The organism is Halobacillus salinarum (assembly GCF_022919095.1).
In the GTDB taxonomy this organism is placed as follows: domain Bacteria; phylum Bacillota; class Bacilli; order Bacillales; family Halobacillaceae; genus Halobacillus_B; species Halobacillus_B salinarum.
The window spans coordinates 3579850-3597778 of sequence record NZ_CP095073.1; the positions used below are offsets into that span (position 1 = coordinate 3579850).

A 17929-nucleotide genomic window follows, 5' to 3' on the forward strand; every position below is an offset into this window, starting at 1 on the left:
AAAATTTCCTTACCCTTTTCATTATTTTTTTCATTTTGACATCCCTTTGACATATATGAGGGATAGCATGGGCACCGTAAGATAATAAAAAGGAGGTTTTTTAAGCATGCCAAACTTTTTCAAAAGCAAGTTGATTATGGGAGCATTAGCTGCTGCTGTGGCAATTCCAACGGCAGTATCCGCTGCATCTGTTCAAATCCCGGATGACGCCTACACAGACGATTCCTCTGCAGCTGACACGGATGAAAATGCTTCCTCCAAAAGCAAGGAAGATGAACAATCCCAAAAGAGAAAGGGTCATTTTTTCGACTCTCTCGATGAAGAAACAAAAGCAAAAGTACAAGAAATTAGAGCTCAGGTTAAGAATGGAGAAATCACTAAAGAACAAGCAAAACAAAAACTAAAAGCTCTCGGAGTGAACATTCCAAAAGGTCCTTTTGCGGAAATGGATGAAGAGACAAAAAACAAACTGAAAGAAATTAAAGAGCAAGTAAAGAGTGGGGAACTGACCGAAAGCGAAGCCGCAGAAAAAATAAAAGAACTCGGAATAGAGCTTCCTCAGCATCCATGGAAAAAACTTGATGAAGAGACTAAGAAAAAAATGGAAGAAATTAAAGAACAGGTGAAAAATGGTACTCTCACTAAAGAAGAAGCAAAAGAGAAACTACAGGAATTAGGTCTTCCCGATTTCCGTGGACATCACCACCACGGAAAATTCCTGAAAAATCTGACGGAAGAACAAAGGACCGAGTTAAAAAACATTCGGGAACAAATGAAAGCCGGGAAAATTACTGAAGCAGAAGCGAAACAAAAATTGAAAGACCTCGGTATTGAACTTCCTGAACGGGGAGTGCATCGAAATAAAGAAAATGATACCCAAATTGAGACTTCTCCTCGTTCATCCAATACAGATCAGGTTGGTACCATGATAAACCAATTATAATACTCATGGATTTGCCGCTATACTTTCCACGTGTAGCGGTTTTTTCTTCTCTATTCTTCTTTTATAATAACAACAAAGGAGCAGACTAATGAATCGATTACTAATTGTGGAAGATGAACCAACTATTTCAAGAGTATTAACAGCCTATTTAAGAAAGAATCATTTTCTTGTCAGTCAAGCCTTTACTGGTGCGGAAGCAAGAAAGCTTTTTAAAAGCGAGCGCCCTTCCCTGGTTCTGCTGGACGTTATGCTTCCAGATGAAGATGGATGGTCCATTCTGCATGACATCCGCAGCGAAAGCTCTTGCCCCATCATCATGTTGACCGCTCTTAGCGAAATTGATTCACGGCTGAAAGGACTTCAGGAAGGCGCTGATGATTACATAAGCAAACCTTTTATCGGCGAAGAAGTGGTCGCACGTATTCAAGCCGTTTTACGCAGACCTTCCGTAATGGTAAACGACGGTCGGAGCTTTCGCTATGGATCCTTGCATATCAACACCGAATCTCATCAAATTACTTTAGCTGGCAACGAACTTTCTATTACACCAAGAGATCGGAATTTGCTCATTTTTTTGGCTGAACATCCAAATCAGACCTTCTCAAGGGCACAGCTGCTGGACAAAGTATGGGGAATGGATTATAAAGGCAGCGACAGAGCTGTTGATCTATCTGTAAAGAGAATTAGGAAAGCTTTGAAACCATGGACGGAAAGTGAAGGATCAATAAAAACACTACGTGGATTGGGGTATCAATTGAGTGTCCAAACAAAAAAATAAACCAAAAACCATTTTGCAATATTGGACAAACCGATACTTAATCACATTGCTTATCGGTCTTGGAATCATTGCAGCAGCTTCTCTATTTTGGATTCGGCATATTACAGTTGAAAACCGTTTGAAACTCACTCATGTAGTCGCAGAAGAAATTGCTGACCGGATTGTAAATACTAAGGGAAGAATTTTAGCCGGGCCGCTATTTTCTGAGATCTTATCTAAACGAATTGATTCATTAGAGCTGAAAGAACTTCCTGTAGCTGTAGTAGTCGACCAGGAAGGTAAAATCATCGTCAGTAACAAAAAAAGAAATGAGTTTACGAGACTTAACCAGGAAATCCCCTCTTCCATCTACAAAAACAGTCAATCCGTCGTTATCCTTAACGATGGCGACAAGGCGTATGTCGTAGCTGAACCGATAAAGAACGACAATGATACGATCGGCTATGTTATTCTTGCACAAAGAAAATCCTCTCTAGCAAGTATTAATCAAGAATACCGGCTGCTCGCTGTCATGTTAATCAGTCTGGGACTGCTTGGCTGGCTTGTCATTTATTACTTAACGAAACGTCTATCCAAGCCCATTAACGAAACAGTTCTTGCCGCCAAAGAAGTAAGTGAAGGAAATTATGAGATTGATCTCTCTGCTCCTAAAGAAAAAGAGCTGATAGATCTTACGAACGCTTTCAAAGATATGGCACAAAAGCTGAAAACCCTCGAACAAATGCGAAATGAGTTGTTAGCTGGAGTGACACATGATTTAAAAACTCCCGTGACTTCCATCAGTGGTCTTATCCAGGCAGTGAAAGATGAGATTGTCGATCAAGATGAAGCCAAAGAATATTTAAGTTTATCTTTAAAGGAAATTGAACGCCTGCAGTCGATGATTGCTGACTTACTCAGCTTTAACACTTTTGTTTCAGGATCCTTGCCGATCTCTCCGAGTACTCATGAGCTTCAGAAAGTACTGAAGGAGATAAAGAAACAATGGCAGTCCACCGAGAAATGGCCACCGCTTGAATTAACTATGCCATCTCCTCCAATTGAAGCTGTTATCGATGAGAATAGGATCAAGCAAGTGCTCATCAATTTACTTATAAATGCCAAGCAAGCTATGGGGAAGGATGGTAAGCTTGAAATCAAGTTAGCGTTGAGTAAAAACCATTGGATCACGGTGGACGTAAAAGACAGCGGCACTGGAATCCCTCCTGAGGAGGAATCGCTAATTTTCGAACGATTCTACCGCGGCTCCCAAAAGAAACTTTCAACCCGCGGCCTTGGTCTTGGCCTCCCCTTTAGCCGTCTGCTTGCCAAAGCACATGGCGGGGACCTTGTGTTAAAGAAAACTTCTGCTTCGGGATCAACATTCACCCTTTATCTTCCAAAAAAATCCTGACTCAAGAAATGGTTCTTTGAGTCAGGATCAATGATTACGTATAAATGTGTTTTACCCGGCCTACTTGACCGTTCTCTAATCTCACCTTAATTCCATGCGGGTGGGAAGGCGAATTTGTAAGTAAATCTTTTACGACCCCCGGGTAAGTTTTCCTGTTCTTTGGTCCTTTTTTAATACAATATCTACTTCGAGACCAGGATAAATGTCTTTTCTATTCTGTCCTGTCATCTTTCATCCACTCCAACCTTTTTCGTATCCCATACTCCCTCCACCATACCACGATTGATTAAGAAAAGACATGCCTGCTTTTCATTCCTCATAAGAGGATTGATCTTGAATATTTCCATCTTGATCGTGAATAATGATAGGTGTTCCTTTATTTTTTGCGACCTCTTTTGCACGATCTACAGCATCTTCTTTCCTTTTAAACACTTTATCAGGTTTTTTGGCATCTGCTGCCTGTACTGCCCAGCCGTCTTCATGGGGAACTACATGCTCCCCTTTGTCAAGAAGTTCTGGACGGCTTGACTCCTCATCATCCGCATCTCTTCCTCTTAAATCTTTATTACTCATCTGTTCTACCTGTTTTATCTCCTGCTGGCCGGCATTTTCATACCATTCCTTCGCTTGCTCCGTCGCAATCGGGATCGCCCGGCTTTCATTATATCCTTGGTCCAGCATGGCGTTTGCAATGTCTATAGCTTTATTTCGTACAGCTGTATCCAGATTTTTTAAAGAACTCGGATAATCATTTGTATCCCAAGGCATTTCTTATCCTCCTCCTCTTTATGATGTTCGTGTTCTTTATTTACCGCATCTTTATCCCCTTAAAACGTATTGTTATTTACTCTTCGTTAAAGCTGCCAAATAATGGAGCTAAACCTATTTGAAAACAAATAAGTTGAGTCGTTTGACTTATGATTCTTCGAAAGCGTCCTTTCATTGGCTTATTCGGTGAATATTTTGACTTATAATAGTTTATAAATTTACATTTTAGGGAAATTAACTATGCTATAAATCCCGATGAAAAGGCTTCTGTTTCATGTTTAACTTTAGTTTGAAAGCTTTTTAAAAATAGGATAGCATGAGAACAGTTATTTTTTTCTGAAATATCAGAATCGATTTCATTAAGGAGGTACGATCCTTGAATTTAGAATATTCCCCCCTGGGAGACCAAGCTGTCATTATTCAAATCGGCCATGCAATCAACGAATTGACTCATAAGAGGGTTCAGCAGATTACGCTCATTTTGGAGAACAGTCAGTTCGATTGGTTCATTGAGTATGTTCCTGCCTTTACGACGGTTACGGTTTTCTATGATCCTGTAAAAGTATCAGAGCTTTCCTCCGATTCTTCTATCCTTCCCTATGACTGGGTATGTAAAGAATTATCAAGCCTGCTGACAAACCTACGAGATACAGAATCAGTTCAAGCTAGGACAGTGGAGATTCCTGTCTGTTATGAAGAGGAATTTGCACCTGATTTAGAGTTTGTAGCACAAACCAACAATTTACATCCGGAAGAAGTCATCGATATTCATTCAAAAGGACAATATCTTGTTTATATGATAGGATTTGCTCCTGGCTTTCCATACATAGGCGGAATGGATGAACAAATTGCTGCTCCACGGAGAGAGAACCCGCGCGAACGAATCCCTGAAGGATCGGTAGGCATCGCAGGAAATCAAACAGGGGTATATCCCATTGAAACACCTGGAGGATGGCAGTTAATCGGCCGCACGCCGCTGGAACTATTCCGTCCACAGGACACCCCTCCTTCTTTGCTGAATGCTGGAGACCGGATCAAATTCATTCCTATTTCTAAAGCAGATTATGAAAAGTATAAGGAGGGGGAACATGATTAAAGTTGTCAAATCAGGAATGTTGACTACTGTGCAGGATCTCGGACGTTTCGGTTATCAGAAACACGGGGTAATCGCGAGCGGAGTCATGGATCCTGAAGCCCATCGAATTGCAAACCTGCTCGTAGGAAACAACAGCAATTCCCCGACTTTAGAAATAACTTTGGTTGGCCCGGAATTGGAATTTCAGGAAGATGCACTAATCTCGATCTGCGGGGGCAATTCTTCGCCGATGATTGATGGTTCACCTGTTGGCCTCTGGCGTCCCATCTACATAAAAGCTGGCAGTGAACTCCGGTTTGGAAATATAAAGGAAGGCTGCCGGTCGTACCTTGCTGTTGCAGGAGGATATGCTGTTCCTGAAATCATGAATAGTACATCCACTTATTTACGAGCAGGAATTGGAGGATATGAAGGCAGAGCACTTCAAAAAAATGATCTCCTTTCTACTCTTGAAATGTCCGAGTTTTCCTCAAGTATGTTAAAAGAATTGAAGGAATATGCAGGGAACGTTAATTGGAAGGCTATGGATTGGTATGTAGCAACAGAATTTATTCCAAAGCATGCAGACTCCAACCAAATTCGTGTGATGAAAGGAAGAGAATTTGACTGGTTCACAAAAGAGAGCCAAACTGCCTTGGTATCTGAAGCTTTTTCCGTCGATACAAAATCGGATCGTATGGGGTACCGGCTGAAAGGCGTCCCACTGAAAACAGCGAATAAACAAAATATGATTTCAGAAGCGGTTGCTTTTGGAACAGTCCAGGTTCCTTCTGAAGGAAATCCAATTGTACTCCTTGCCGACCGTCAAACCACCGGCGGTTATCCAAAAATAGCTCAAGTAGCAAGTGTGGATTTACCGAAAATGGCGCAATTAAAACCTGGGGAAAAAATCAAATTTACGATGATTTCCCATGAAGATGCCCAGCAGCTGTTCTTGGAAAGAGAACGACTGATCCAACAGCTTGCCCAAGGAATTAAACTCAAATATCGTTAGGAGGATAAGAAAATGAAAAAAGTAGATATTAATTGTGATATGGGCGAGAGTTTTGGTACTTATCAAATTGGTCAGGATGAGGAAATCCTTGATTACGTAACGTCTGCAAACATTGCTTGTGGATTTCATGCAGGAGACCCTTCCATTATGAGAAAAACGGTGCAGCTTGCCATTGAGAAAAACACTGGCATCGGAGTCCATCCCGGGCTGCCTGATCTGGCGGGTTTTGGACGAAGGTTTATTGATATTACACCTCAAGAAGCCTATGATATGGTCGTTTATCAAATCGGTGCCCTTCAAAGTTTTGTCCAGGCAGAAGGAGGCTCGCTCCAGCACGTAAAGCCGCACGGAGCTTTGTATAACCGCGCCTCTAAGCAGAAAGATTTAGCTGAGGCTATTGCGGAAGCTGTTTATAAAGTAGATCCAGCTCTTATTCTCTTTGGATTGGCCGGGAGTGAACTAGTCAAGGCAGGGAGGAAAACCGGGTTGATTACAGCAAGCGAAGTCTTTGCTGATCGTACCTACCAAAGCGATGGGTCACTCACCTCCCGCAGAGAACCTGATGCCCTCATTACTGATCAGGAACAAGCCGTAAACCAGGTAATCAAGATGGTAAAAGAAAAGAAAGTACACACCCTTCAAAATGAAGAGATTGGCATTGAAGCAGATACGATTTGCATACACGGGGACGGTGCCCATGCATTAGAGTTTGCTAATTACATCAACTCGGCTCTCAAGGAGTCGGGCATCGAAGCAGCTAAAATCAGTAACGTATTAAATGATTAGAAAGGAGTTACAACTATGAAACAAGAATCGAAAACTAGTCTTCTTCTTGGCGCTGCTTTCCTAATGGCAACATCCGCCATTGGCCCGGGCTTTTTAACTCAAACTACCCATTTTACCGAGCAGCTGGCTGCAAGCTTCGGATTTGTTATCCTCGCTTCGATTATCATTGATATGGGAGCGCAGTTGAATATTTGGCGGATCATTGCTATTGCTGAACGTCCGGCACAGGATATTGCGAATAGTCTTTTGCCTGGACTAGGGTACTTTCTTGCTTTCCTGATCGTCGCAGGCGGCCTTGCCTTTAATATTGGAAATATTGCTGGAGCTGGACTTGGAACCAATGTATTATTTGGCGTCTCTCCAGAATTAGGAGCTTTTTTAAGCGGCATCGTAGCTGTCGCGATATTTCTTGTGAGGGAAGCTGGCAAGGTTATGGATCGTTTTGCTCAAATTGCTGGTTTTATCATGATAGGACTTACTATATACGTCATGTTTTCTGCAAAACCTCCTGTAGCAGAAGCTGCTTTAAGGACAGTAGCACCAGATACTATTGACTTCTTGGCGATTATTACCCTTGTCGGTGGAACCGTCGGGGGTTACATTACCTTTGCCGGAGGGCATCGTCTTCTTGATGCCGGGGTAAAAGGGAAAGAATCCCTCCGCTATGTAAACCAAAGCTCTATTTCAGCGATTGGTATTGCGTCTATTATGAGAATCTTCCTCTTCCTGGCTGCATTAGGTGTCGTAGCTGCCGGTACAACCCTTAATCCGGACAACCCACCCGCTTCTGTATTTCAAGCTGCAGCAGGAAACATAGGTTATAAAATTTTCGGTGTCATCATGTGGGCGGCGGCTGTAACTTCGGTAGTAGGGGCGGCTTATACTTCGGTGTCCTTTATTCGAACGTTTAGTAAAACTATTGAAAAATACCATAAGTCATTTATCGTAGGCTTTATTGTTGTTTCTACTTTAGTATTCGTATCCGTGGGAAAACCGGTAAAAATACTCATCCTTGTGGGCTCACTGAATGGTTTAATCTTACCGATTGCACTAGGAGTCATGCTGTTGGCTGCTCATAAATCCAGAATAGTCGGTAATTATAAACATCCGTTGTGGATGACTGTCTTTGGTGGACTCATAGTAATCGCCATGGCTTATATGGGCGGCGTTTCGTTGATTGAAGGAATTCCTAAGTTATTTTAAATAAAAGGGGGATGTTTTCAAATGGACGTCTCAATGATTACTCCTGCGCAAGCGAGAAGATTAATTCGTGATGAGGAGTGGACGAAACCAACTGCAGGCATGTGTCATGGGTTTATCCAAGCCAATCTAGTTATTATCCCTAAACATATGGCATATGATTTTTTACTATTCTGTCAAAGAAACCCCAAACCTTGCCCCGTCATTGAAGTTACTGATACAGGTTCGGCTGTCCCGGAAACCGTAGCCCCTGAAGCCGACTTGCGAACAGATCTGCCCCGCTACCGCGTGTACTATGACGGAAACCTGCACGAAGAGCGACTGTCGATTACGTCCTTATGGAAAGAGGATTTTACTACCTTTTTACTAGGATGCAGCTTTACTTTTGAACAAGCCTTGTTAGACAATGGCATTTTCATCCGGCATATTGAAGAAAAGAAAAACGTCCCCATGTATAAGACGAATATCCCTTGTAATCCCGCCGGTAGATTTCACGGTCCTATGGTGGTCAGTATGAGGCCGGTGAAAGAAAAAGATCTCGTAAGAACTGTACAAGTTACCAGCCGCTTCCCTTCCGTACATGGAGCGCCAGTACATATCGGCAGCCCCGATTCTATTGGGATTCACGATCTTAACAGGCCGGACTTTGGGGATGCCGTAACTGTGAAAGAAGATGAGGTACCAGTTTTCTGGGCGTGCGGTGTAACTCCACAGGCTATCGCTATGCAAATGAAACCAGAAATCATGATCACTCATGCTCCCGGACATATGTTTATAACCAACGATAAAAACGAAACATATAGTGTATAAAAAAGCTGAGCACAGCGCTCAGCTTTTTTATTTCCCTGTAAAAACAGGAGGTCGTTTCTCTTGAAAGGCTTGTATTCCCTCCTTATGATCCTCAGTAGTAACCATAAGTGTCTGGGCAAGCCGTTCTTGCTCCAAGATAGAGGCTAGTTCCGAATTTTCAGCTTGATTTACCAGCTTTTTCATCATTCCAATTGCCTGTCCCGGCCCTTTAGAAAGCTCGATGGCATAGTTTACTGCCTGTTCTTCCAAGTCGGAAAGCGGGATTACCTGATTGACCAACCCCCATTCCAGTGCGGTTTCTACTGGAATAGGCTCTGCACGAAACAGTAATTCCTTAGCTCGATACGGACCTAACAATCTTGTTAAAAAATAGGACCCTCCTCCGTCTGCTGCTAATCCTACTTGAGCAAAGCTTAAGACGAATTTGCATTCTTCACCCGCGAGAATCTGATCACAGGCGAGGGCCAAGTTCAGACCAGCTCCGGCCGCATAGCCATGAACAACAGCAATTACGGGTTTATTTATTTCTTTGATCATAAGTACGGCATCATTTAATTTTCCTACATGGTCATAGATATCTTTTGGAGAAGCTTTGTCCATGTTTTTGATATCTCCGCCAGCCGAAAAAGCGCGTCCTGACCCTGAAAGGATGACAGCCTTTATATCTTCTTTATCTGCCGCAGTCTTCAAAGCTCTCTGTAAGGCAGCAATCATTTCATCTGAAAAAGCATTTAAACTTTCAGGACGATTTAATACACAAGACATGACAGGACCATTAATATTTACGATAAGGTGTTCATTTTCATTAACATTCATTTTCTTCCCCCCCAGTTTTAAAATGATTGATTGTGCGAATCTTTCTCATGAGCAGCTGTCGTACTTATTTCCCGGGAAATTAATGTCGATTTATGTCTGCTCTAACTAGAAATGCTAAAAATAGAATTGGGCCAGGAATGACAGAAAAAACACTTATTATAAATCAGCTGAAAATCCTCTATTTTAAAGGTCACCTTAACTTTCCCATTAGGATAGACCGGCCTGCTGTTCAGCCTGTTTAAGTAAAGCATTTACAAATTGATTCATATGTGCAAATCTTGGATCATTCGTTTGTCCATTTTTATACCTGTAATAGATTTGCTGGACGATCCCTGCAAGTTTAAAATAAGCAAAGGTCAAGTAAATTTTAATTTGATCAATATTTCGTCCACTCTTTTCAGCGTATCGCTCTATAAACTTCCTTCTTGTATAAAACCCTTTTTTAACGGTAACTGGAGGTTTGCCCAGTCCGTTCTTTAACAGCTCTGGGTCCGAATCTTCAATCCAATAGCTCATCGCTGCCCCTAAATCAGCTAGAGGATCCCCAACAGTCGCCATTTCCCAATCGAATAAGCCCGTCATTTTGCATGGATCCGTGGAGTCAAACATGGCATTATTAAACTTATAATCATAGTGAATTACAGCAGCTTCCGTATTCTCAGGAATATGATTTTTCAACCATTGGATTACGCGTGACCCTGAATCGACATCGTCCGTTCCCGCCCTTTCAAATCGTTGAATCCAGCCATGCACCTGCCGCTCCATAAATCCTTCAGGCTTAACCATCGCGGCTAAGTCCGTTTTTTGATAATCAATGGTATGAAGCTCTACAAGGCGTTCAACCATGGTCTCTGACAGCTTTTCACCTAAATTAGGACAAGACAGCAATTCATTAGGAATGTCGCTATCAAAAACAATGCCTTTCCTTCTTTCCATAAGAAAAAAAGGAAATTTAAATAATTGATTATTAAACAGAATGGGTGCTGGTGCTAATGGAAAAACGGGATGTACCGCTTTCAAAAGCGAATATTCTCTTTTCATATCATGCGCCTTAGGAGCCACTGGACCTTTAGGAGGCCTGCGCAGTACAGACTGCCAATCTCCAGCTTTTAACTCATAGGTTAAATTTGAATGTCCTGCCCCGAATTGACGAATTTCCAAATGACTATCAGGGAAACCAGCTACATGAGCTTTCAAAAATTCTTCCAATACTCGTGTGTCTAATTCTTCCCCTTTCCGAACGCTTTGTGTGTTTTCTGTTCGTACCATCCTGCACCTCCTAATTCGTTGCTAATTGGTGGTACTCAAGCTCCGCTCTCATTTCATCTGTAAGCGGCACACTCTTCTGGCTGTGAAAATCAAACTGCACAATTACCGAGGTGCCTTTAGCAACTAACTCTCCAGAGTCTTTTTCATACATATCCTGTTCCAGATGAAAGCTTGTGTTTCCAATTTTCATGACGTGACTTTGAATCAGCAGCGTCTGGTTAAAGTAGACTTGTTTAATAAAATCACATTTAGTAGATGCAAGGATGAAATTCCAATCGTCTGCTACCAAGTTTAAATCTTTAAAAAATTGAATTCGTGAATCTTCCATATAAACAAAAAAATTATTATTATTCACATGTCCTAATAAATCTGTTTCGCAAAATCTTACGTTCACTTCTAATTCATGCATACTTTCTGCCTCCCAATACTATTGTTTTTTAATGGTATGAATAAAATCCTCGGCCTGTTTTTCTTCCTAGTTCTCCTGCCTTCATTTTATTAAGCAGTGTTTCTGATGGTTGGTCTTGCGGGTTACCTGATTCTTCGTATTGCTGCTGCATCACATAATAGCCAACATCGATTCCGGATAAGTCCATCAGTTCGAATGGACCTATGGGATGGTTCAGTGCTTTCCTGGCAATCTTGTCAATGTCCTGAAAGTCGGCATATCCTTCCTCATACAAGTGCATGGCTTCTTTTTGAAGAGCGAGCAGCAGGCGGTTGGCCACAAACCCTGATACTTCTTTTTTCAGCAAAACTGCTGTCCGTTTCATTCGTTCACAGACTTCGATTGACTTTTGTACCGTTTCTTCTGAGGTATGTTCTCCTTTGACAATTTCGACACAATCCATTACGAGTGGCGGGAAAAAGAAGTGCATGTTGCATACTTGCTTCGGACGGCGGGTTGCATCAGCTAGAAGAGAACTGACTATTGTACTGGAATTTGTAGCCAGCACGGTGTGAGGAGGGGCAATTTGATCGAGCTTGGTGAACACTTCCCGCTTTACCTCAAGCCTTTCAGTCACAGCTTCAATGATAAAATCGGCTTCCCGGGCTGCTTCTTCTAAAGTGGTAGTAAAGGATAATCGTTCAAAAGCTTCCGTTCGTTCAGCTTCGGTAACCTTGCTTTTCTTAACCCATTTGTCCATAATTTTATTCAACTTTTCGCTCGCGTTTTCTAAAGAATCTTCCTTAACATCATGCAGCGTTGTAGAATATCCTCCCAATGCTGCCAACATAGCAATCTGATGTCCCATTGCTCCCGCACCTATAACAGCAAGGTTTATCATCTCTTATTACGCCTCCTCAATTCCTTCTAAAATCATTTTCATGTAAATATCTGTTAACTCTTCCTCCTTCACTTCTCCTTCAGGTTCATACCAAAAGTAACTCCAATTGGCAACGCCAAGAATTGCAAAGGAAAGCATGTCCGCCCGTAGGTCGGAACGAAATTCCCCCTCAGAAATTCCCTGATCTACTATCCACTGGACCTTTGTTTGGAACAAAGTCCGTTTCGGCATAATCTCCTTGGTTTTTCCGTGCTTAAATGACGCATCCCCCGAAAGAAGACCATAGCACTGTCCGCATTGGTACGTATATTATTGATCAGCATACTGACAACCTCACTCAGTTTTTGACGGTTGGATGTATGTCTATCTTCTAAAATGGATTGCTGCTGTTCCAATAAATGATTGATAAAGGACTCATGAATATGAACAAGCATGTCTTCTTTGCTTTTAAAATAATAATAAAACGTTCCTTTTGTTATTCCGTTAGCTTCTACGATGTCCTGAATGGATGTTTCCCGAAAACCTTGGGTTCCGAATAAAGCAATACTTGTCTTGACCATTTTTTCTTTCATCCTAAACCGCCCTTTTGAGTCTCTTTATCCAGTGAAATCTATTACAGGAAGCAGTTGGTCTGCTCATTAGCAATAGGCATGCATCCCTCCATCGACTACAAGTACATCGCCGGTAACGTAATTAGAAGCAGAAGAAGCAAGAAACAGGGCTGCTCCCTTTAAATCTTCTTCGGAACCAAACCTTCCTAGTGGTGTGCGTTCCAAGATTAAATCTCCCCCTTTCTCAATGACCACTTCTGACATTTTCGTTGGAAAAAAACCGGGAGCTAACGCGTTGACTTGAATATTATGGGGTCCCCATTTAACAGCAAGATCTTTCGTAAAAGTGATGACTGCTCCTTTGCTGGCATTATATCCAACAGTATCCATAAACTGCGGATCGACTCCACCAAGCCCTGCTACAGAAGCGATGTTGATAATCTTTCCGGATTGCTGCTTTACCATTATTTCGCCTACCCTTTGAGAGACTGAAAACGTTCCTGTAACATTGACATTCATCACTTTTTGAAAAGCTTCCACAGGCATTTCAAGAGCCGGTGCCCCCCACGTAGCCCCACTGTTATTGACAAGAATATCTATGGTTTGGAATTCATCTACTGTGCTTTGAACCAAATGTTCAACATCCTCCCGGCTGGTCACATCGCACTTTAGAGATAGAACTTTAATTTCATGTTTATTTTTTAAACGTTCAGCTGCTTGATCACAGACTTCTTTCTTACGGGAAGCTATCACCAAGTTAGCTCCTGCATCAGCCAGCCCGTCCGCGATTTGTTCGCCGAGCCCTCTTCCCCCTCCAGTCACAATCGCAGTCTTTCCTGTTAAGTCAAAGAGGTCTTTCACACTCATTGAATCACTCCTTATATTTGGATAATTCCATTTTTGCGATTTGCCTTCTGTGTACTTCATCCGGACCATCCGCCAGTCTCAGTGTTCTTGCGTTAGCCCATTGGGCGGCTAATGTAAAATCATCGCTGATTCCTGCAGCCCCGTGTGCCTGAATTGCCCGGTCAATCACTGTTAATGCCACTGCTGGTGCCGTCACTTTAATCATAGCGATCTCCGCTTTCGCTGCTTTGTTTCCTTCCTGATCCATTTTGCTCGCTGCGCTTAAAGTAAGCAGTCTTGCTTGTTCTAATTCAATACGCGAATCTGCAATCCATTCTCTTACTACTCCTTGGTCAGCTAATGGCTTATGAAAGGCAACGCGTTTTTGAACGCGCTTACACAAATCCTCAAGCGCTCTCTCTGCAGCCCCAATCAAACGCATACAATGGTGGATACGCCCCGGACCAAGTCTACCTTGAGCTATGGCAAAGCCTTTTCCCTCTCCCCAAATCATATTTTCAGCGGGGACACGGACATCGTCGAAAACGATTTCTCCATGGCCATGAGGAGCATGGTCATAGCCAAAAACCGGCAGCATCCGTTTCACACTAATTCCCGGGGTATCCATAGGCACAAGAATCATAGATTGCTGCTCATGTCTTGGAGCCGCAGGATTGCTCTTCCCCATAAAAACAGCCAGCTTGCACCGTGGATCACCAGCTCCGGATGACCACCACTTATGGCCGTTCAGAACATATTCATCGCCATCTTTTTCGATATGAGCTTCTATATTTGTTGCATCAGAGGAGGCAACATCAGGCTCTGTCATCGTAAAACAAGAGCGTATTTCGCCATTCAGCAATGGAGTGAGCCATTGACTTTTTTGGATCTCGCTTCCGTAACGGTATAGAAGTTCCATGTTTCCCGTATCCGGTGCATTGCAATTGAATACTTCCGGTCCAATTAGTGAACGTCCCATCAGCTCACATAAAGGTGCGTATTCTACATTAGACAATCCTGCCCCATATGTATGGTCCGGCAGAAACAAGTTCCATAACCCCTCGTTTTTGGCTCTTTTTTTCAGCTTCTCAATAATCGGAGGCACATCTGCCCACCGAGTTTCTTGAGCATTCAGTTGGTCTTCAAAAACTTTCTCATTTGGGTACACATGCTCTTCCATAAAAGCTTGGACTCTCTTCTGATACTCTTTTGCTTTGGATGAATGCTGAAAATCCAATGAACAGAACTCCTTTCAATTCATACATACTGACCAGTTAGTATGTACTTTTCATTCTATACCGATAATTCTGAAAACTCAACAAAAATTGAATGACCATTCATTTAATAAATAGATGAACTGCTGCGATTTGTAAACATAATAAAAGCTGCCGAGAAAATCTCGGCAGCCTGGTCATGAAGTTAACCATTGCGCGTTTATTGCAGCATATCTCTGCATTCCTCGATGCATTCTTCTAAATCTTTTACAGCATGCTGCATTTTTTCATTCTGTCCTGCTTCCCCCATCTTCGTCATGGCATGATTCAAATGGGTAATTGCACTTTCACACTCTTGAATACACGCTTCGATTTGCTGATTGTCCATCATCCTTCGCCCCCTTTCCTCTTCACAGAATGCCCCAGTGTGCATAAATTATGTAAACTTCTCTTTCACTTCTTTACGTTAGAAAATATAGATTCTTTCTCAATGGTCTTTTCCTCATAATCCTCACTCTTATGCTCAGGATCAACCAGTAATGAAAGCCGCTGGACCTCCTGTTTCAAAGCTTGCAATTCTTCATAATGTGTTGTGGCGAATTCTACCCCTAATTTCCCACTGACTTCAAATGTAGCCGTTTTTACATCTTCCACATAAGCGACATTATGAATTCTAAGCTGCATTCGTAATTCTTCCTCGGTCATCTTCAGCTTTTTTAAATTTTGGTGAAGTATTCTGCCACTTTCAATGACCACCACTGGCTCTCCTTGGATAAACTTTTTGAGAAAGGGAATGTGGACTTCTGCAATCGATACCGTTAAAACTCCAGCAATAATGATTGAACCTCCAAATAACGTAATCCAAATATTATGGCTTTTTAATGGGTGAACCATTAAGCTGCCGAGCGCAATCATAACAACGACTTCCCCGGGGGTTAAATTCGAGATCGTTCGTTTTCCGCCTAGACGAAGCAATAGTAAGGTAAACACGTAAAAGAGAATTCCTTTTAAAAAATATGGCACGTCCTTCTCCTCCTTTTTTTATTGTTTTACCCTTGGGTTTTCTTATCCATTCCATAATACGCAGAAAATAAAAAAACCATTGGGACTGTTCCCAATGGATACAAAATTATTTCTTATGAAAAAAATCAAAAAAATCTAAAAAGGCTTGAAAAAATGCAAACGATTGAAAAGAAAGCAAACTGACAGCAGTTATTGAGAAAAATGCGATAAAAATAAACCGGGCAGAAAGAATTAAATGTACCCAAGCCATAATCATTCCTCCTTGATGACTTTTCTCTGTAGTTTAATCATACTCCTTTTCATCCATATATCAACATATTTAAATGTCGAAGCAATCATGCATGAAAGAAGTCATTTCAACAAAACTTATCAAAAATTGATCCCATTAAATGCACATTCCCTTTTTTTCGTGTGATTAATCTTATTTTCTATCGTAATCCTTCCATTATCAATATATAATATAATTAATAACTTACCGGAAGCAGGGGGGACAACATGCAGAGAAATAAAGATTTATATCATTATCTTATGGACAAGGCAGAGAAGCTTACGAAAGAGTGGTACGAATCATTAGATAAAAGTGACCCCACAGGCGTGTATGCCTCAAGAGATCCTGAAGTGATCCGGAACTTAAAAAAACAGAACTTTGAATTTCACCAGCATGTATGTAAAGTGTTTATTGAGGAAAAGCAGGTATTTCTCAAAGATTTTGACCAGTGGCTCTATAAAATTGCTACAGATGATGGACATTTGAGGACTCCCACCCATTTTATCATGAGAGAGTTTATCAGAGTCAGAAATCAATACTTGGAATTCATTGAAATATTTAGTAAAAACCGTAACGAGCCTCAACACAAAATTGATTTATGGAAATCGACCATTATTGAAGTGTTCGATACGGCGTTGCTGCGCTTTACAGAAGAAAAATCTAAATACACAGAGAAACAGCTGGAAGAACAGCAGCACGTGATTAATGATAACAGCTCCCCCGTTATCGATTTAACAAACGGAAAAGCGCTTTTACCTCTTGTCGGGGAAATTGATGAAGCCAGAGCAGCCACCATTCTGGAAAATACCTTACAGGATTGCATGAAAAAAGCAGTCAGTCATTTATTTATTGACCTATCCGGGGTATTCATGGTCGATACGATGGTCGCCCACCAGATTTTTCAACTGCTGCAAGGATTAAAGCTCATTGGAGTAAATGTCACTCTTTCCGGTATCCGGCCGGAAATCGCTCAAACAGCGGTCCAACTGGGGATTGATTTCAAAAATATACCCATCACCTCTACGCTTGCCCAGGCACTTGCAACAATGAACGAATAACAAAAATGCTCCTTTTATCATTATATAAAGGGAGCATTTTTTCAGCTAATTAATAAAACGCTAGTGGCAGCTAGCGTTTTATTTAGGGAAATTCACAGTGTGGTAAAATTCATGATATCTAACTGTGGATAGATATGGTATAGACTATGTTCCCCGTGCTTAGGATGACTTGGCAATTGTACTAGTTTATTGAAAAAATTTCTTTCATCCTTCACCCAATCTACTAAAAATAGACTATTATACAAGCATTTTATTCCTCTCCACATAGAATGATTACGTAACACCAATACAAAAGGAGAGAAATAACTAATGAGTTGTCACTCAAATAGCAAAGCTTGTGTAAAAGATGTAGTTCGCGCTATTATCGATGCACAGGATGAAGTGGCTGACCGCGATTGTTGTTCTACTGGATGTGACCAATCCATTGCTGAGCTTCTATCACCTTCTGGAACGAACGGAAACAATGCAACAACGATTCCATTTTTGCTCTACTGCGATTGCAAACCATTTATCGGAACAGGACTTGTGCGTGATAACGGGACTTACGACTGCATCGAAACTCCAGTTTTCAAAGCCTGTAAGTTCGTAGAGGGCAGCGACACCTGTGTACAGCTTGAACTGTTGCAGCCAGTTTACGATGCAAGTGTATCTCAAAACTGTGTTCGTAAAGATGGACTTTGCAGCCTGCTAGAAGGCGTCACGGACTTCTATTCCACTCGCGTGTGTATTACTGTAGACTTAAATTGCTTCTGCGCAATCTCCTGCCTGGATCCAATTCGTCCGCTGAGCAATCTGCCTGTCACACGCTGCTCAAGTATGGATTAAAA

The 17929-nt window shown here is 41.7% G+C and carries 22 protein-coding genes and 1 pseudogene; 10 read left to right on the forward strand and 13 right to left on the reverse strand.

What is annotated here, in order from left to right; all coding sequences use genetic code 11:
* Positions 1 to 106: 106 nt before the first annotated feature.
* The 3 genes from MUN89_RS18610 (at position 107) to MUN89_RS18620 (ending at position 3114) form a co-directional block, all read left to right on the forward strand.
* A complete protein-coding gene (locus MUN89_RS18610; RefSeq protein ID WP_244709369.1) occupies positions 107 to 943 on the forward strand; it encodes a hypothetical protein in 837 nt (278 codons plus the stop codon).
* 88 nt (positions 944 to 1031) lie between these two features.
* Positions 1032 to 1721, forward strand: a complete 690-nt coding sequence (locus MUN89_RS18615) for a response regulator transcription factor (RefSeq protein WP_244709371.1) — start codon at positions 1032 to 1034, stop codon at positions 1719 to 1721.
* Positions 1702 to 3114: a HAMP domain-containing sensor histidine kinase gene (locus MUN89_RS18620; protein ID WP_244709373.1), complete on the forward strand. Its 1413-nt coding sequence runs from the start codon at positions 1702 to 1704 to the stop codon at positions 3112 to 3114. Before MUN89_RS18615 ends, MUN89_RS18620 begins: the two co-directional genes overlap by 20 nt.
* A gap of 34 nt (positions 3115 to 3148) precedes the next feature.
* On the opposite strand, the pseudogene MUN89_RS18625 reads toward MUN89_RS18620, so the two are convergent.
* Together MUN89_RS18625 and MUN89_RS18630 are read right to left on the reverse strand one after the other, a co-directional pair.
* Positions 3149 to 3342 (reverse strand): annotated as a pseudogene (locus MUN89_RS18625) (YwbE family protein).
* An 81-nt stretch (positions 3343 to 3423) separates the two neighbouring features.
* Entirely contained in the window at positions 3424 to 3882 is a 459-nt protein-coding gene (locus MUN89_RS18630) for a DUF2188 domain-containing protein (protein WP_244709375.1), read from the reverse strand.
* Positions 3883 to 4258: 376 nt separating this feature from the next.
* On the opposite strand from MUN89_RS18630, the gene pxpB reads away from it, so the two are divergent.
* From pxpB to MUN89_RS18655, 5 genes are read left to right on the forward strand one after another with little or no spacing between them, the layout of a single operon-like run.
* A complete protein-coding gene (pxpB, locus tag MUN89_RS18635; RefSeq protein ID WP_244709377.1) occupies positions 4259 to 4978 on the forward strand; it encodes a 5-oxoprolinase subunit PxpB in 720 nt (239 codons plus the stop codon).
* On the forward strand, positions 4971 to 5972 hold the full coding sequence (locus MUN89_RS18640; RefSeq protein WP_305852430.1) for a 5-oxoprolinase subunit C family protein: 1002 nt from the start codon (positions 4971 to 4973) through the stop codon (positions 5970 to 5972). Before pxpB ends, MUN89_RS18640 begins: the two co-directional genes overlap by 8 nt.
* Positions 5973 to 5984: 12 nt before the next feature.
* The gene (locus tag MUN89_RS18645) at positions 5985 to 6758 is read left to right on the forward strand and encodes a LamB/YcsF family protein (protein ID WP_244709379.1); all 774 of its coding nucleotides are present in this window, start codon (positions 5985 to 5987) and stop codon (positions 6756 to 6758) included.
* 15 nt (positions 6759 to 6773) lie between these two features.
* Positions 6774 to 7961 carry an NRAMP family divalent metal transporter gene (locus MUN89_RS18650; RefSeq protein WP_244709381.1) on the forward strand — a complete coding sequence of 396 codons (1188 nt, stop codon included), beginning with the start codon at positions 6774 to 6776 and terminating at the stop codon, positions 7959 to 7961.
* Between the two features lie 21 nt (positions 7962 to 7982).
* Positions 7983 to 8768 carry a putative hydro-lyase gene (locus MUN89_RS18655; RefSeq protein WP_244709382.1) on the forward strand — a complete coding sequence of 262 codons (786 nt, stop codon included), beginning with the start codon at positions 7983 to 7985 and terminating at the stop codon, positions 8766 to 8768.
* Between the two features lie 27 nt (positions 8769 to 8795).
* Here the strand turns inward: MUN89_RS18655 and MUN89_RS18660 are convergent, their stop codons facing one another.
* The 11 genes from MUN89_RS18660 to MUN89_RS18705 all read right to left on the reverse strand — a co-directional run bounded on the left by MUN89_RS18660 (position 8796) and on the right by MUN89_RS18705 (position 16026).
* A complete protein-coding gene (locus MUN89_RS18660) occupies positions 8796 to 9584 on the reverse strand; it encodes an enoyl-CoA hydratase/isomerase family protein (protein WP_244709384.1) in 789 nt (262 codons plus the stop codon).
* A gap of 207 nt (positions 9585 to 9791) precedes the next feature.
* Entirely contained in the window at positions 9792 to 10853 is a 1062-nt protein-coding gene (locus MUN89_RS18665) for a phosphotransferase family protein (RefSeq protein WP_244709386.1), read from the reverse strand.
* Positions 10854 to 10863: 10 nt separating this feature from the next.
* Positions 10864 to 11262, reverse strand: coding sequence for an acyl-CoA thioesterase (locus tag MUN89_RS18670; protein WP_244709388.1), 399 nt, complete (start codon positions 11260 to 11262; stop codon positions 10864 to 10866).
* A gap of 28 nt (positions 11263 to 11290) precedes the next feature.
* Positions 11291 to 12142 (reverse strand): 3-hydroxyacyl-CoA dehydrogenase family protein, encoded by an 852-nt coding sequence (locus tag MUN89_RS18675; RefSeq protein WP_244709389.1) that lies wholly within the window; start codon positions 12140 to 12142, stop codon positions 11291 to 11293.
* 6 nt (positions 12143 to 12148) lie between these two features.
* Entirely contained in the window at positions 12149 to 12373 is a 225-nt protein-coding gene (locus tag MUN89_RS22045; RefSeq protein WP_318036100.1) for a TetR-type transcription factor C-terminal domain-containing protein, read from the reverse strand.
* On the reverse strand, positions 12331 to 12714 hold the full coding sequence (locus tag MUN89_RS18680) for a TetR/AcrR family transcriptional regulator (protein WP_318036101.1): 384 nt from the start codon (positions 12712 to 12714) through the stop codon (positions 12331 to 12333). The genes MUN89_RS22045 and MUN89_RS18680 overlap by 43 nt, the downstream gene beginning before the upstream one ends.
* Positions 12715 to 12780: 66 nt before the next feature.
* Entirely contained in the window at positions 12781 to 13560 is a 780-nt protein-coding gene (locus MUN89_RS18685; protein ID WP_244709391.1) for an SDR family oxidoreductase, read from the reverse strand.
* Between the two features lie 4 nt (positions 13561 to 13564).
* Positions 13565 to 14776 carry an acyl-CoA dehydrogenase family protein gene (locus MUN89_RS18690; RefSeq protein WP_244709393.1) on the reverse strand — a complete coding sequence of 404 codons (1212 nt, stop codon included), beginning with the start codon at positions 14774 to 14776 and terminating at the stop codon, positions 13565 to 13567.
* Between the two features lie 197 nt (positions 14777 to 14973).
* Positions 14974 to 15144 (reverse strand): hypothetical protein, encoded by a 171-nt coding sequence (locus MUN89_RS18695; RefSeq protein WP_244709395.1) that lies wholly within the window; start codon positions 15142 to 15144, stop codon positions 14974 to 14976.
* A 62-nt stretch (positions 15145 to 15206) separates the two neighbouring features.
* Complete coding sequence (locus tag MUN89_RS18700) at positions 15207 to 15776, reverse strand: DUF421 domain-containing protein (RefSeq protein WP_244709396.1); 570 nt, start codon at positions 15774 to 15776, stop codon at positions 15207 to 15209.
* Positions 15777 to 15882: 106 nt separating this feature from the next.
* Entirely contained in the window at positions 15883 to 16026 is a 144-nt protein-coding gene (locus tag MUN89_RS18705; RefSeq protein WP_244709398.1) for a hypothetical protein, read from the reverse strand.
* A gap of 245 nt (positions 16027 to 16271) precedes the next feature.
* Between MUN89_RS18705 and MUN89_RS18710 the strand changes: the two genes are divergently transcribed.
* Both MUN89_RS18710 and MUN89_RS18715 read left to right on the forward strand, forming a co-directional pair.
* A complete protein-coding gene (locus MUN89_RS18710) occupies positions 16272 to 17102 on the forward strand; it encodes an STAS domain-containing protein (RefSeq protein ID WP_244709400.1) in 831 nt (276 codons plus the stop codon).
* Between the two features lie 309 nt (positions 17103 to 17411).
* On the forward strand, positions 17412 to 17927 hold the full coding sequence (locus MUN89_RS18715; RefSeq protein WP_244709402.1) for a CotY/CotZ family spore coat protein: 516 nt from the start codon (positions 17412 to 17414) through the stop codon (positions 17925 to 17927).
* Positions 17928 to 17929: the final 2 nt, after the last annotated feature.

What these genes read in the sequence shown, in the direction of transcription:
- MUN89_RS18640 (WP_305852430.1), top strand. Translation starts at nt 4,971, where the DNA reads ATGATTAAAGTTGTCAAATCAGGAATGTTGACTACTGTGCAGGATCTC.
- MUN89_RS18675 (WP_244709389.1), bottom strand. Translation starts at nt 12,142, where the DNA reads ATGATAAACCTTGCTGTTATAGGTGCGGGAGCAATGGGACATCAGATT.
- MUN89_RS18650 (WP_244709381.1), top strand. Translation starts at nt 6,774, where the DNA reads ATGAAACAAGAATCGAAAACTAGTCTTCTTCTTGGCGCTGCTTTCCTA.
- MUN89_RS18670 (WP_244709388.1), bottom strand. Translation starts at nt 11,262, where the DNA reads ATGCATGAATTAGAAGTGAACGTAAGATTTTGCGAAACAGATTTATTA.
- MUN89_RS18655 (WP_244709382.1), top strand. Translation starts at nt 7,983, where the DNA reads ATGGACGTCTCAATGATTACTCCTGCGCAAGCGAGAAGATTAATTCGT.
- MUN89_RS18685 (WP_244709391.1), bottom strand. Translation starts at nt 13,560, where the DNA reads ATGAGTGTGAAAGACCTCTTTGACTTAACAGGAAAGACTGCGATTGTG.
- MUN89_RS18610 (WP_244709369.1), top strand. Translation starts at nt 107, where the DNA reads ATGCCAAACTTTTTCAAAAGCAAGTTGATTATGGGAGCATTAGCTGCT.
- MUN89_RS18705 (WP_244709398.1), bottom strand. Translation starts at nt 16,026, where the DNA reads ATGGCTTGGGTACATTTAATTCTTTCTGCCCGGTTTATTTTTATCGCA.
- MUN89_RS18680 (WP_318036101.1), bottom strand. Translation starts at nt 12,714, where the DNA reads ATGAAAGAAAAAATGGTCAAGACAAGTATTGCTTTATTCGGAACCCAA.
- MUN89_RS18660 (WP_244709384.1), bottom strand. Translation starts at nt 9,584, where the DNA reads ATGAATGTTAATGAAAATGAACACCTTATCGTAAATATTAATGGTCCT.
- MUN89_RS18715 (WP_244709402.1), top strand. Translation starts at nt 17,412, where the DNA reads ATGAGTTGTCACTCAAATAGCAAAGCTTGTGTAAAAGATGTAGTTCGC.
- MUN89_RS18665 (WP_244709386.1), bottom strand. Translation starts at nt 10,853, where the DNA reads ATGGTACGAACAGAAAACACACAAAGCGTTCGGAAAGGGGAAGAATTA.
- MUN89_RS18615 (WP_244709371.1), top strand. Translation starts at nt 1,032, where the DNA reads ATGAATCGATTACTAATTGTGGAAGATGAACCAACTATTTCAAGAGTA.
- MUN89_RS18630 (WP_244709375.1), bottom strand. Translation starts at nt 3,882, where the DNA reads ATGCCTTGGGATACAAATGATTATCCGAGTTCTTTAAAAAATCTGGAT.
- MUN89_RS18710 (WP_244709400.1), top strand. Translation starts at nt 16,272, where the DNA reads ATGCAGAGAAATAAAGATTTATATCATTATCTTATGGACAAGGCAGAG.
- MUN89_RS22045 (WP_318036100.1), bottom strand. Translation starts at nt 12,373, where the DNA reads ATGCCGAAACGGACTTTGTTCCAAACAAAGGTCCAGTGGATAGTAGAT.
- MUN89_RS18695 (WP_244709395.1), bottom strand. Translation starts at nt 15,144, where the DNA reads ATGATGGACAATCAGCAAATCGAAGCGTGTATTCAAGAGTGTGAAAGT.
- MUN89_RS18645 (WP_244709379.1), top strand. Translation starts at nt 5,985, where the DNA reads ATGAAAAAAGTAGATATTAATTGTGATATGGGCGAGAGTTTTGGTACT.